General features: G+C 65.9%; 11 protein-coding genes and 1 pseudogene. 6 read left to right on the top strand and 6 right to left on the bottom strand.

Going from position 1 to position 13811, the window contains the following annotated elements; translation table 11 throughout:
* Positions 1 to 169: 169 nt before the first annotated feature.
* Entirely contained in the window at positions 170 to 841 is a 672-nt protein-coding gene (locus tag ACSF9G_RS19180) for a YggS family pyridoxal phosphate-dependent enzyme (RefSeq protein ID WP_436643734.1), read from the bottom strand.
* Between the two features lie 149 nt (positions 842 to 990).
* Here ACSF9G_RS19180 and ACSF9G_RS19175 point away from each other — a divergent pair.
* The 5 genes and pseudogenes from ACSF9G_RS19175 (at position 991) to holA (ending at position 5920) form a co-directional block, all read left to right on the top strand.
* A pseudogene (locus ACSF9G_RS19175) lies at positions 991 to 1268 on the top strand (type II toxin-antitoxin system RelE/ParE family toxin).
* Complete coding sequence (locus ACSF9G_RS19170) at positions 1240 to 1554, top strand: HigA family addiction module antitoxin (RefSeq protein ID WP_436643733.1); 315 nt, start codon at positions 1240 to 1242, stop codon at positions 1552 to 1554. The pseudogene ACSF9G_RS19175 and the gene ACSF9G_RS19170 overlap by 29 nt, the downstream one beginning before the upstream one ends.
* A 97-nt stretch (positions 1555 to 1651) precedes the next feature.
* The gene (gene leuS, locus ACSF9G_RS19165; protein ID WP_436643732.1) at positions 1652 to 4267 is read left to right on the top strand and encodes a leucine--tRNA ligase; all 2616 of its coding nucleotides are present in this window, start codon (positions 1652 to 1654) and stop codon (positions 4265 to 4267) included.
* Positions 4254 to 4892, top strand: a complete 639-nt coding sequence (locus tag ACSF9G_RS19160; protein ID WP_436643731.1) for a hypothetical protein — start codon at positions 4254 to 4256, stop codon at positions 4890 to 4892. The genes leuS and ACSF9G_RS19160 overlap by 14 nt, the downstream gene beginning before the upstream one ends.
* Entirely contained in the window at positions 4889 to 5920 is a 1032-nt protein-coding gene (gene holA, locus ACSF9G_RS19155; protein WP_436643730.1) for a DNA polymerase III subunit delta, read from the top strand. The genes ACSF9G_RS19160 and holA overlap by 4 nt, the downstream gene beginning before the upstream one ends.
* Positions 5921 to 5931: 11 nt before the next feature.
* Here holA and ACSF9G_RS19150 read toward each other — a convergent pair whose 3' ends face one another.
* The 5 genes from ACSF9G_RS19150 to mnmE all read right to left on the bottom strand — a co-directional run bounded on the left by ACSF9G_RS19150 (position 5932) and on the right by mnmE (position 11735).
* Positions 5932 to 6819, bottom strand: coding sequence for a ParB/RepB/Spo0J family partition protein (locus ACSF9G_RS19150; RefSeq protein WP_436644038.1), 888 nt, complete (start codon positions 6817 to 6819; stop codon positions 5932 to 5934).
* A 67-nt stretch (positions 6820 to 6886) separates the two neighbouring features.
* The gene (locus tag ACSF9G_RS19145) at positions 6887 to 7699 is read right to left on the bottom strand and encodes a ParA family protein (protein ID WP_436643729.1); all 813 of its coding nucleotides are present in this window, start codon (positions 7697 to 7699) and stop codon (positions 6887 to 6889) included.
* 32 nt (positions 7700 to 7731) lie between these two features.
* A complete protein-coding gene (rsmG, locus tag ACSF9G_RS19140; RefSeq protein WP_436643728.1) occupies positions 7732 to 8403 on the bottom strand; it encodes a 16S rRNA (guanine(527)-N(7))-methyltransferase RsmG in 672 nt (223 codons plus the stop codon).
* Positions 8396 to 10270 (bottom strand): tRNA uridine-5-carboxymethylaminomethyl(34) synthesis enzyme MnmG, encoded by a 1875-nt coding sequence (mnmG, locus tag ACSF9G_RS19135; RefSeq protein WP_436643727.1) that lies wholly within the window; start codon positions 10268 to 10270, stop codon positions 8396 to 8398. The genes rsmG and mnmG overlap by 8 nt, the downstream gene beginning before the upstream one ends.
* A gap of 139 nt (positions 10271 to 10409) precedes the next feature.
* Positions 10410 to 11735 carry a tRNA uridine-5-carboxymethylaminomethyl(34) synthesis GTPase MnmE gene (gene mnmE / locus ACSF9G_RS19130; RefSeq protein ID WP_436644037.1) on the bottom strand — a complete coding sequence of 442 codons (1326 nt, stop codon included), beginning with the start codon at positions 11733 to 11735 and terminating at the stop codon, positions 10410 to 10412.
* 67 nt (positions 11736 to 11802) lie between these two features.
* Between mnmE and ACSF9G_RS19125 the strand changes: the two genes are divergently transcribed.
* Positions 11803 to 13809, top strand: coding sequence for a thioredoxin domain-containing protein (locus ACSF9G_RS19125; protein WP_436643726.1), 2007 nt, complete (start codon positions 11803 to 11805; stop codon positions 13807 to 13809).
* The last annotated feature ends 2 nt before the right edge of the window (positions 13810 to 13811 follow it).

Raw genomic sequence — 13811 nt, 5'->3', positions numbered from 1 at the left:
CAGGCCTGTTCGGGCGGTGCCGCCATGGGCCCTGGATCAAGTCCAGGGCACCAGTTTGTTCAAGTGGCACGGCCGTGCTCCACATCGCAGCCGCGTGCCCTGGACTTGATCCAGGGCCCATGATGCCGCGCAACGGGCACGGGCGCGGGCAATCAGACCCCAGAAGCGCTCAAACCGGCTTAGGCCGGGTCCCAAAGATCGCGCTGCCCACCCGCACATGAGTTGCCCCGTGCGCCACCGCGATCTCGTAGTCGGCGCTCATGCCCATCGAGATCGTTTTCAGGCCGATTTCCCCGGCGAGTTTGGCGAGCAGCGCGAAATGCGGCGCCGGCGGCTCGTCGAAGGGCGGGATCGCCATCAGCCCCTCGATCGCAAGCCCGTGCTCCTCGCGGCAGCGCCGGACGAACGCGGCCGCCTCCTCCGGCAGGACACCGGCCTTCTGCTCCTCCGCGCCCGTGTTGACCTGGACGAAGAGCCGGAGGCTCTTGCCCTGCGCGTCCATTTCCTTCGCCAGCGCGCGGGCCAGCTTGTCGCGGTCGACGGTCTCGATCACGTCGAACAGCGCGACGGCCTCCTTCACCTTGTTGGTCTGCAGCGGGCCGATCAGATGCAGCTCGATATCGGGATAGGCCGCCTTCAATGCCGGCCACTTGGCCTGGGATTCCTGCACGCGGTTCTCGCCGAAGGTGCGCTGGCCGGCCGCGATCACCGGTTCGATGGCATCGGCCCCGAAGGTCTTGGAGACGGCAACGAGCGTCACCGACCCGTCCGGACGCCCGGTCTCGGCCTCCGCCGCACGGATGTTGGAGAGGACTTCGGTGAGGCGATCGGCGGCTGTCATGGCTTGATTGTCGGCTCGCGTTGCTGGAATTCGGCGCACGATGCGTTGAGGACAGGTGCGTTGCAAGACCGCACGCGGATTTCCGTCGCATTCGGAACCGACGCCCCATAACGCCTACCGTTATACTTTGGCACGGCGTATGGTTGCCCATGATCCGGAGCCTTGCCGACCCTGAGACGGAAGCGATCTGGTCGGGACGGCGAAGTCGCAAGCTGCCATCGGATAGTCAGGCGGTTGCGATGCGCAAACTGCGAATGCTCAATCAGGCGCGCGTGCTTGACGACATGCGCGTTCCGCCCGGCAACCGCCTCGAGGCGCTCAAGGGAAACCGTGTCGGCCAGCACGGTATCCGGATCAATGGCGTATCTGTTTCGTGTGGGATGAGGGAGGACCGCGCAATGTCGAAATTGTCGACTATCACCGCTGACCTCTTGCCGAATCCGCACCCGGGCGAGATTCTGCTTGAGGAATTCCTGAAGCCCATGGGGCTCAGCCAGAACGCGCTCGCCCGGGCCGTGCACGTGCCGCCGCGCCGGATCAACGAAATCGTGCTGGGAAAACGGGCGATCACCGCCGACACGGATCTGCGGCTGGCGCGCTATTTTGGGATGTCGGAAGGATTTTTCCTCGGTCTGCAGGCCGATCACGACCTTATGGAACGGCGCCGCCGTATCGGCGAGGAGTTGGCGGGGATCGAACCACGAGCAGCGTGACGGGCCGACGCCCGGCGCGTTGATTCGCCGCCACCATTGACCGAACCAGGGGTTTCGGGCCATCTACGCGAAACTTCAAGCGACCGAACCTCATCGAATGGCGAACGAACGCTACAATCCCCGCGAATCCGAAGCGCGTTGGCAGAAAGTCTGGGACGACGAGAAGGTCTTCACGACCGATAACGACGACCCCCGGCCGAAGTACTACGTGCTCGAGATGTTCCCCTATCCGTCGGGCAAGATCCATATCGGCCACGGCCGCAACTATGTGATGGGCGACGTGGTGGCGCGCTACAAGCGCGCCAAGGGCTTCAACGTCCTGCATCCCATGGGCTGGGATGCCTTCGGCCTGCCCGCCGAGAACGCTGCGATCGAGAAGAAGGTCCATCCCAAGGAATGGACCTACGAGAACATCGAGACGATGAAGGCCCAGCTCAGGCTGCTCGGCCTGTCGATCGACTGGAACCGCGAACTGGCGACCTGCGATCCGGAATACTATTCCAAGCAGCAGCTGCTGTTCGTCGAGTTCCTGAAGGCGGGCCTGGTCGAGCGCCACACCTCGCTGGTCAACTGGGACCCGGTCGACCAGACCGTGCTCGCCAACGAACAGGTGATCGACGGGCGCGGCTGGCGCTCCGGCGCGCCGGTGGAGAAGCGCGAGCTGGCGCAGTGGTTCTTCCGGATCACCGACTACGCCCAGGAGCTGCTCGACGCCATCGACACGCTCGACAACTGGCCCGACAAGGTGCGCCTGATGCAGCGCAACTGGATCGGCCGCTCCGAGGGCCTGCGCTTTTCCTTCGACATGGTCGACGGCGACGGCAAGGCCGTCGACGAGCCGCTCGTCGTCTACACCACCCGCCACGACACCATCTTCGGCGCGAGCTTCTGCGCCGTCTCGCCGGATCATCCGCTGGCCAAGCGGCTTGCCGAGACCAATCCGGATCTGGAGGCCTTCCGGCGCGAATGCGCCGCGCTCGGCACCAGCGAGGAGGCCATCGAGCGGGCCGAGAAGAAGGGCTTTGCGACCGGGCTCTACGCGGTCCATCCGTTCCGCCCCGACGTGACGCTGCCGGTCTATGTCGCCAACTTCGTGCTGATGGGCTACGGCGAAGGCGCCGTCTTCGGCTGTCCGGCGCACGACCAGCGCGACCTCGACTTCGCCCGCAAGTACGACTTGCCGGTCATTCCCGTCGTCGCCCCGGCCGATGCCGACCCGGCGACGTTCGACGTCGTCGACGAGGCCTTCGTCGAGAAGGACGGCGAGGCGGTGGTGCTGATCAACTCCGAATTCCTGGACGGCATGAGCGTGGCGCAGGCGAAGGAAGAGATCGCCGACCGCATGGAGGCCGCCGGCACCGGCGCGCGCAAGGTGAATTTCCGCCTGCGCGACTGGGGCATCTCGCGGCAGCGCTACTGGGGCTGCCCGATTCCCGTAATCCACTGTGATTCCTGCGGAATTGTCCCTGTGCCGGAAACCGACCTGCCGGTGCTGCTGCCCGACGATGCGACCTTCGACAAGCCCGGCAATCCGCTCGACCACCATCCCACCTGGAAGCATGTCGACTGTCCGTCCTGCGGCAAGGCCGCGCGGCGCGAGACCGACACGATGGACACGTTCGTCGATTCCTCGTGGTACTTCGCCCGCTTCTGTTCGCCGCGCGATACCGCCGTCGTCGACCGCAAGGCCGTCGACGACTGGCTGCCGGTCGACCAGTATATCGGCGGCATCGAGCACGCCGTCCTGCACCTGCTGTATTCGCGCTTCTTCCTGCGCGCGATGAAGAAGACCGGCCACACCACGCTGGACGAGCCGTTCCGGGGCCTGTTCACGCAGGGCATGATCACCCACGAGACCTATCGCGGCCCGCAAGGGCAGTGGATGTTCCCCGAAGAGGTGGAGCACCGCGAGGACGGCTCGGTCGTCGCCCGCGCCGATGGCTCCGCGGTCACGGTCGGCGCGCCGGAGAAGATGTCGAAGTCGCGCAAGAACGTCGTCTCGCCGGAAGCGATCGTCGAGACCTACGGCGTCGACGCCGCGCGCTGGTTCATGCTCTCCGACACCCCGCCGGAGCGCGACAGCGAGTGGACCGAATCCGGCGTCGAGGGCGCCTGGCGCTTCGTCCAGCGGCTGTGGCGGCTGGTCGGACAGGTCGCCGAACTCGCCCCGCCCGTCGGCACCGCGAGTCCCGAGGCTTTCGGGTCCGAGGCCGAGGCGCTGCGCCGGGTGACGCACAAGGCCCTCGCCGCGGTGTCCAAGGATATCGAGGAACTGCGTTTCAACCGCGCCATCGCCCATGTCTACGAGGTGGTCAACGCGGTGACCGCCGTGCTCGGCTCGACGTCCAACGGCGCGACCGCGGCCGATCTCGGCTGGGCGCTGCGCGAGGCGGCCGAGGTCATCGTCCAAATTTCCGCGCCGATGGTGCCGCATCTGGCCGAGGAATCCTGGCGGGTTCTCGGCCATGACAGCCTGCTCGCGACGGCCGACTGGCCGCAGGTCGATCCCGCGCTTCTGGTCGAGGACACGGTGACGCTGCCGGTTCAGGTGAACGGCAAGCGCCGCGACGAGCTTGTCATTTCCCGCGATGCGGATCAGTCTGCGATCGAGGCTGCCGCGCTGGCGCTGACCGGCGTCCAGCGCGCCATCGGCGACAAGCCGGTGCGCAAGATCATCGTCGTGCCCCAGAGGATCGTGAATGTGGTCGCCTGATTTCGCATTGCCGCGCAAAGCCGCCCTCGCGCTCGGCCTCCTCGTCGCGACGTTCCTCGGCGGCTGCCAGGTGCAGCCCCTTTACGGCCCGGCAGCGACCGGCACCGGTGGCATGACCACCACGGCGCTCGCCGATGTTGACGTTGCGCCGGTCGAGGGACGCGTCGGCCAGAAGATCCGCAACGACCTCCTGTTCAACATGAACGGCGGCGCCGAATCCGGCGGCAGCTACATGGTCGAGCTCAACGTCCGGTCGCGCTACACCAACGTGCTGACCCGGTCGATTTCCGGCCTGCCCGGCGGCCGCAACATGCGCCTCCAGGTCCGCTATACGCTCAAGAAGGTGGGCGAGGAAGGAACGCTGACGTCGGGGACGGTCACGCGGGTCGCCTCGATGGACTATTTCAACCAGCGTTTTTCCAACGATCGCGCGATGATCGACGCGGAGAACCGCGCCGCCAAGGAAGTCGCCGCCGATATCCACCTGCGGCTCGCCTCCTTCTTCGCCACCGGCAAGAGCTACAAGGCGGTCGACACGGCCGAACCCGACGACGACGAGCTGACGACGACGGGCGACACCATCTTCGACGACCAGGAACAGACCTACGGCGCGCCGCAGCTATGACCGCGCTCAAGGGCGAAGCGGTCGGCCGTTTCCTCAAACGACCCGACAAGCCGGTCGCCCTGGTCTACGGCCCCGATACCGGCCTCGTCGGTGAACGGGCGCGGGCGATCATCGACGGCTTCCTGGGGCCGGACGCCGACCCCATGGCGCGCGCCGTGATCGAGGGCGACGGCCTGCCCGGCGCGCCGGAGCGCCTTGCCGAGGAAGCCCATTCGGTGCCGATGTTTGGCGGCCGGAGGGCAATCCGCGTCCCTGCCGGCTCGAAGAACATTTTGCCCGCCGTGCAGCCGCTGCTGTCCGATCCGCCGCGCGAGGCCATCGTCGTCATCGAGGGCGGCGACCTGAAACCGTCCTCGCCGCTGCGCAAGGCGATCGAGAAGTCCGACCAGGCCGTTGCCATCCCCTGCTATGTCGACGACGCCCGCGCGGTCGAGACCCTCGTCACCGAAGAGATGGCGGCGGCCGGGTTGCAGGTCAGCCCCGACGCGCGGGCGGCATTGACGCGCCTTCTCGGCGGCGACCGCCTCGCCTCGCGCGGCGAATTGCGCAAGCTCGCCACCTATTGCCACGGCCGCGAGCGCGTCGAGATCGAGGATGTCGGCGCCGTCGTCGGCGACGCCTCGGCGCTCGAGCTGGACGTGCTGATCGATTCGACCGCCGTGGGCGACGCCGGCCAGGCCGATCTCGTGCTGCGCCGCTGCCTTGCCGCCGGCACCGCGCCGGGCAGCGTCGTTTCCGCGCTGTCGCGCCATTTCATGCAATTGTCGGAGGCGCGGCTGAAGATCGATCGCGGCGCAACCGCCGACGCCGCCATGCGCGAGCTGCGCCCTCCGGTATTCTTCAAGCGCCAGAACGGGTTCCGCCGCCAGCTCGGATTGTGGTCGCCGGAGGCGCTGGGCCGAGCCCTCGAGCTGATCGCGGCGACCGAAGCAAGCGTTCGGCTCGAACCCGACCTCGCCGACGCGATGACCAGCCGCGCGCTGATCACGCTTGCCGGCGCCGCGCGCGGCCCGCGTCAGGGGCGGTAGCCCCGAATACCCTATTTGTTGACGAGACGGTCGATGACGCCGTCGAGCTGTTCCAGCGTCTTGTAGCGGATCCTGAGCTCGCCGGTGCCCGATGGCTTGTGCCTGAGGTCGACGGCCAGGCCGAGCGCGTCGGACAGGCGCTTCTCGATCGCCCGGGTGTCCGCGTCCTTGTCGGACGCCGTTGCGGGTTCGTGCGCGGTCTTCTCCGGCCGCTTCATCAGCGCCTCGGCCTCGCGGACATTGAGGCCGCTTTCGATGATTTCCCGCGCCAGGTTCTCGGGATCGTCGTGGGTGACGAGCGTGCGGGCATGCCCCGCGCTCAGGCTGCCATCGGCGATCATGTCCTGGACAGGATTTGGAAGTTTCAATAATCTCAATGTGTTAGCGACGTGGCTTCGACTCTTTCCTATGACGTCGCCGAGCTCCGCCTGGGTATAGGCGAACTCGTCGATGAGGCGCTGGTAGCCTTCGGCCTCCTCGAGCGGATTGAGATCGGCGCGCTGGACGTTCTCGATGATCGCGATCTCGAGGGCCTCGCGGTCGCCGACCTTGTGGACGACGACCGGCACCTCGTGCAGGCCGGCGCGCTGGGCCGCGCGCCAGCGCCGCTCGCCGGCGATGATCTCGAACCGGTCGGCATCCTCCGGCGTGGCGCGCACCAGGATCGGCTGCACGATTCCCTTTTCGCGGATCGACGCAGCAAGATCCGCGAGATCGTCGTCGCCGAAACGCTTGCGCGGGTTGCGCGGATTGGGGCGCAGGAACTCAATCGGGATCCGCCGCTGGCCGCGGGCACGGTCCAGCGCCGATTTCTCGGTATCGACATCGCCGATCAGCGCGGCAAGGCCGCGTCCGAGCCGCGACGGGCCGCCTTGGCCGCCGTCTTCCTTCTTCGCCATTGTCGTCGCTGCGGGTTTCGCCATCGTCATTGTTGCGGATCCGAATCGAGTTACGGTTACGTAAGGGTCAAGCAGCCCTCAGGCGGCGTTCACGCTGGATTATTTCGGATGCGAGTCGAATATACGCCTGGCTTCCGGCGCAGTGCATGTCATAGAGCAGCACCGGCTTTCCGAACGACGGCGCCTCGGACACCCGCACGTTGCGCGGGATCACCGTTTCGTAGACGTTCTGGCCCATATGCCGGCGCACGTCGTCGACCACCTGCCCCGACAGGTTGTTGCGGCGGTCGAACATGGTCAGCACGATGCCGTGGATCGACAGCGACGGGTTCAGGGCGGTCTTGACGTGTTCGACCGTCTGCAGGAGCTGGCTCAGGCCCTCCAGCGCGAAGAACTCGCATTGCAGCGGAACCAGCACCGAGTTGGCCGCGCTCAGCGCGTTGATGGTCAGCAGGTTCAACGAAGGCGGACAATCGATCAGCACGTAGTCGATGCCGAAATCGTCGTCGTCGTGCGCCGCCCCGGCCCCGAAAGGTTGCCGGATCGCGTTGCGCAGCCGGAAGGACCGGTCGTGCGCGCCCATCACCTCCTGCTCGAACCCGAGCAGATCGAGGGTCGAGGGCACCACCGAAAGCCGCGGCACCGCGGTGTCCATGATACCGTCGACCAGGCTCCTCTCGCCGGTCAGCACATCGTAGACCGACCGGTCGCGCATGTTGCGGTCGATGCCGAGGCCGGTCGAGGCATTGCCCTGTGGATCGAGATCGACGACGAGGACACGTTCGCCGATGGCGGCAAGCGCGGTCCCCAGATTAATGGTCGTGGTCGTCTTGCCGACCCCGCCCTTCTGGTTGGCGATGGTAATGACGCGCGGTGTCATGCGGCAGGCCTCCGGATACGATCTACAGGTCTTTAGGCGCTTTTGCGGACACAGTCATCAACGATGACCAGGGCACTGCCCGCTTGTGTCCGGCTCGGTACGAGTCTGTAGCTAAATCTCCAACATGTTGAGGCCCGGGTCAATTCACGCTCTACATCTTGGCCCTTGTGGAAAACCGCGATAGCCCCGCGCGCGATCATCGGAGCGGCCATTTTCAACAGCTTTTCCAATGGTGCGAGCGCCCTGGCGGTCACCACGTCGACGGGGTCGTGCCACCGTTCGACGAATGTCTCTATTCGCTCGCAGTGCACGGTCGCGGGCGCGCCGGTGCGCCGCGCGGCGGCGCGCAGGAAGGCGCACTTGCCCGACAGTGATTCGACCAGATGCACCGCGGCGCCCGATTTCTCGGCCATGAGGATCGCGACGACCATGCCCGGCAATCCGGCGCCCGAGCCCAGATCCACCCAGCGCCGGGCGCCGGGCGCACAAGCCACAGCCTGTGCACAATCGGCTATATGCCTTGTCCACAGGCTCGAAAGCGTATCCGGACCAACCAGGTTCTTGGCTTTGCTCCACTTTTTGAGCTCGTCCACGTAGTTATCCAGTTTTGCCTCTGTTTCACGTGAAACGTCGACGAGGCCGCGCACGAGCGCCAGACCGTCCGCCCGATCCGCATCCGAATCAATTTTGGAATTGCTACGCACTCTTGCGACCGCCGCTGCGCCGCCGCAGGTGGGCGGCGAGAAGGAGCAACGCCGCCGGCGTCATGCCTTCGATCCGCGCCGCCTGTCCGACCGAGCGCGGCCGGACCGTCGACAGCTTCTCGCGGATCTCGTTCGTCAGCCCCGATATCCCCGCGAAATCCATATCCGCGGGCATCTCCAAATTTTCGTCGCGCCGGAACCGGTCGATATCGGCCTTCTGCCTGTCGAGATAGACGGCATAGCGCGCCTCGATCTCGAGCTGTTCGCCAATCTGTTTCGGTAGCGCACCGAGTTCCGGCCAGACAGAAACGAGCCGCGCCATGTCGATATCCGTATAGGCAAGCAGATCCAGGGCCGACCGGCGCTGTCCATCATGATTGAGTGTCAGCCCGTGCCGCGCGGCCTCTTGCGGTGTCAGGCTGAGCGAACCGGCAAGCACCTTGGCCTCCTCCAGGGCGGCCATCTTCGCCTCGAACCCCCGGGCCCGCTCATTGCCGACACAGCCGAGTTCGATCCCCCACCCCGTCAACCGCTGATCCGCGTTGTCGGCCCGCAGGGTCAACCGGTATTCGGCCCGCGAGGTAAACATGCGATAGGGCTCGCTGACCCCGCGCATGACCAGGTCATCGATCATAACGCCGGTATAGGCATCGGACCGATCGATCACGATCCCATCTGTTCCGGATGCGAATCGACCGGCGTTCAATCCCGCCAACAGGCCCTGCGCGGCCGCCTCCTCGTATCCGGTCGTGCCGTTGATCTGACCGGCCAGGAAAAGCCCCGCGACTCGCTTCGTCTGCAATGTCGGCTCGAGCTCGCGCGGATCGACGAAGTCGTACTCGATCGCATAGCCAGGCCGCAGGATGACGGCCCGCTCCAGCCCGGGCATGGATTCGACGATCGCCTTCTGGACGTCCTCGGGCAGCGACGTCGATATCCCGTTCGGATAGACGGTATCGTCGTCCAGGCCCTCCGGCTCCAGGAAGATCTGGTGGCTGTCACGATCGGCGAAGCGGACGACCTTGTCCTCGATCGAGGGGCAATAGCGCGGCCCCCGGCTCTCGATCCGCCCGGAATACATCGCGGATCGGCCGAGATTCGCCTCTATGATCTCATGTGTGCGCGCGACGGTCCGGGTGATGTGGCAATCGATCTGCGGCGTCTGGATCTTTGTGGTCAAAAAGGAAAAAGGCACCGGTTCGGTATCGCCGGGCTGGCGCTGCAGGGACGCCCAATCGATCGTCCGGCCATCGAGCCGCGGCGGTGTACCCGTCTTCAGCCGTCCGAGACGGAACCCGAAGGAGTCGATCCGCTCGGCCAGCCGCACCGACGGATTGTCTCCGACCCGACCTGCGGGCCACGTCTTCTCACCGAGATGAATGAGACCGCGCAGGAAAGTCCCGGTCGTCACGACGACGGCGCCCGAGGAGAAGTGCCGACCGTCAACGGTCGTTACGCCACCGACTCGATTGCCGTCGACGACCAAATCCGCAGCCTCGCCGCCTACGATATAGAGATTACCGATATCCGCCAGTTCGGCCTGCATCGCTGCGCGATACATTTTCCTGTCGGCCTGCGCACGCGGTCCGCGCACGGCCGGGCCCTTGCGCCGGTTCAGGAGCCGGAACTGGATGCCTGCCCGATCCGCGACCCGGCCCATCAGCCCGTCCAGCGCGTCGATCTCACGAACCAGGTGACCCTTGCCGACCCCACCGATCGCGGGATTGCAGGACATCTCGCCGATCTTCGCCGGGTCCTGGGTGATAAGAGCCACGGTCGCGCCGGCGCGCGCGGCGGCCGCGGCGGCCTCGCAGCCCGCATGGCCGCCCCCGATCACCACGACGTCGTATGTCTGTCTGTGCGTCATTAGACGCGCTGATTACAGTGATTGCCCCGCCGCTGCCAAGGTCTGATTGGGCCCGACAGCTGTTTCACGTGAATCCGGCCTACCGGCGGTCAGGCCGTTAACCGTGATTCACGTGAAACATTCCGATTCCGATCGCCCCTTACTTGCCGATGCAGAATTGCCCGAAGATCGCATCCAGCACGTCCTCGACATCGATCCGGCCGGTAATGCGCCCGAGCGCGTTCGCCGCCGCCCGCAGTTCCTCGGCGACGAGGTCCCCATCCGCCACGTAGTCGAGCCGCCCCGCCCGTTCCAGCGCCGCAAGCGCCGTCATCGTTTCGGTGCGATGCCGCGCCCGTGTGATCAGCGAATCCGTTCCGCTTCCGACTCGATCGCCGATCCACGTCGCCAGAGCCTCGATAAGCGCGGCGATCCCCGACCCGGTCTTCGCCGAAATACCGAACCGATCATCCGTCAGCAGCCCGGCCTCCCCGCCTCTGACATCGACCTTGGTCTCGACAAACCAGGCTTCCGATCCACCAACAGCCAAATCCCCGTTCTGTTCCGTGCCCCGTTCGACCAGCCACAGAACAAGGTCGGCCCGCGCCGCGTGATCGCGCGCACGCCGTACCCCTTCGGTCTCAATCGCATCGGCCGTTTCGCGAATACCCGCCGTATCAACCACCGTTACCGGAACGCCGGCGAGATCGAGGCGCACCGCGATCGCGTCCCGCGTCGTCCCCGGCAGCTCCGAGACAATCGCTACGTCGCGACGTGCCAATGCATTGATCAGGCTCGATTTTCCGACATTCGGCTCACCGGCGATGACCACCGTAACACCGTCGCGAATCATCTCTCCACGGCCACCGTCGGCGAGCTCCCGCGCCATTTCCGCGCACAAATCCGCGATCGCCGGGCCGACCTGCCCGCTCACCCCGGCCGGCACATCATCCTCGTCGGCGAAATCGATCCCCGCTTCGCACAGGGCCAGAATGCCGATCAGCCGTTCCCGCCAGGTGTCGAACACCCGACCGGCCCGGCCCTCGAGTTGCCGCAGGGCCTGACGCCGCTGCGCCTCGGTCTCCGCGTCGATCAGATCGGCGAGCCCCTCGACCTCGGTCAGGTCGAGTTTGCCGTTAGCGAACGCCCGCCTGGCAAACTCTCCGGCTTCGGCCGCCCGCAAGCCGTGGAACCCCGACAGCGCCTCGATCAGCCCCGCCACGACGGCGCGGCCGCCATGGACATGGAACTCGACGCAGTCCTCGCCGGTGAAGCTTGCCGGACCCGGCATCCACAGCACCAGCCCCTTGTCGATCGCCTCGCCGTTCCGCCCCCGAATCGACCGTACCGACGCGACCCGGGCAGGCGGAACCGACCCGGCCAGACGTTCAACCGACCGAGCCGACGCCGGACCCGACACCCGCACGACCGCGACGCCGGCCTTGCCCGCGCCGCTAGACACCGCGAAGATCGTGTCGGTCTCCACCGGATCACACTGCCCTGTCACTTCACCGCCACCGCCTTAGATATCCTACGGAACCCGCAAAAACCGCATGACCGAAAACCGCCTCAGCCAAGAAACCAGCCCCTATCTCCTCCAGCACGCCGACAATCCGGTCCACTGGCGCCCCTGGGGAACGGATGCGCTCGCCGAAGCCAGAGCCTCCGGCAAGCCAATCCTCCTGTCGATCGGCTACGCCGCCTGCCACTGGTGCCATGTTATGGCCCACGAGAGCTTCGAGGATCCCGAAACCGCCCGCTGGATGAACGATCTGTTCGTCAACATCAAGGTCGACCGCGAGGAACGCCCCGATATCGACCAGCTCTATATGGCCGCGCTGCATCAACTCGGCGAGCACGGCGGATGGCCGCTGACCATGTTTCTGACCCCTGACGGCGATCCGTTCTGGGGCGGAACCTATTTCCCCAAGACCGCCCGTTACGGCCGGCCCGGCTTCGTCGACGTCCTCAAGCACATCGCCGGTATCTTCCGCGACGACCCCGGCAAGATCGAACAGAACCGCGCCGCCATCACCGCCCGTCTAGCACCTGCCGCGACCGATCCGGGCCAACTATCCCCCAACATCGTCCCGGCGATCGCCGGAAGATTGCTCGAGATCTTCGATCCCGTGAACGGCGGCCTCAACGGCGCGCCCAAGTTTCCGCAAGCTCCGATCCACGATCTCGTCTGGCGCGCCGGCCTGATGACCGGCGAGACACGCTTTTTCGAATCGGTCGAGCACACCCTTTCGAGGATCGCCCGCGGCGGAATCTACGATCATCTCGGCGGTGGCTTCGCCCGCTATGCCGTCGACGAGCGCTGGCTGGTGCCGCATTTCGAGAAGATGCTCTACGACAATGCCCAGCTCATCGACCTGCTGACCACGGCGTGGATCAGGACAGGAAATCCCCTGTTTCGCTCCCGAATCGAAGAAACGGTCGATTGGCTGACGCGGGAGATGATCGCCGAGGGCACCGCCTTCGCTGCAAGCCTCGACGCCGATTCGGAAGGTGAGGAAGGCCGCTTCTACGTCTGGGACAAGGCGGAGATCGACGGCCTCCTCGGCGATAACGGCGCCCTTTTCGCCAAAGCCTATGACGTCACCGAAGCGGGCAACTTCGAGGGCCGTAACATCCTCAATCGCCTCGACGATCCGTTCCCACTGTCCGAAACCGACGAATCGCGCCTGGCCGAAGCCCGGGCAATCCTGTTCCACGCCCGGGACCCGCGTGTCCATCCCGGCCGCGATGACAAGGTCCTCGCCGACTGGAACGGCATGATGATCGCCGCCCTCGCCTATGCCGGACGGACGTTCGGGCGCCCGGCCTGGATCGCTCTCGCCGAAACCGCCTATCGTTTCGTCACCGACTCGATGATCCGCGACGGCCGCATCGCCCACGCATACCGCGCGGGCAAGATGACGTGGCCCGGCTTTTCCACCGACTATGCCGCAATGACGTCCGCTGCCCTCGCCCTGGCAGACGCGACCGGCAATCGTCCCTATCTCGATGATGCGATCTCGCTTGCCGACCTGCTGGAGACCTGGCACGTCGGCGAGGACGGCAGCTATCGCCTTGCCGCGTCCGACGCCAACGATGTGACCATCCGGATGCGCTCCGGCGTCGACGAGGCCACCGCAAATCCGAACGGCGTCGCCGCCACGGTCCTCGCCCGTCTCTATCACCTGACCGGCGAAGACCGCTTCCTCGCTCGCGCCGACCGCCTTCTCGCCGCCTTTGCTTCCGATGCGGCACAAAATCCCGTCGGCCACGCGAGCCTGCTGTCCGCCCTCGCCGTGCGTACGACCGGCCTGCAGGTCGTGTTGATCGGAAAACCCGACGACGACCTGAAAGGCTTCCTTTCGATCGTGAATCGCGTTCCGGATCCGAATCGATCGCTGATCGTGCTTCGGCCAGGCGAAGAATTGCCGTCCTGCCATCCCGCCCACGGCAAGGTCCAGGTCGACGGACACGTCACCGCCTATGTCTGCCGCGGCGACACCTGCTCGCTGCCCGTAACGGATCCGAATGGATTGAAGGACGCGCTCGATCCGACCTGAAC

Origin of the sequence: Microbaculum mangrovi (genome assembly GCF_051390635.1) — a bacterium.
In the GTDB taxonomy this organism is placed as follows: Bacteria; Pseudomonadota; Alphaproteobacteria; order Rhizobiales; family Tepidamorphaceae; genus Microbaculum.
This window is presented reverse-complemented; position numbering and strand designations above follow the sequence as displayed.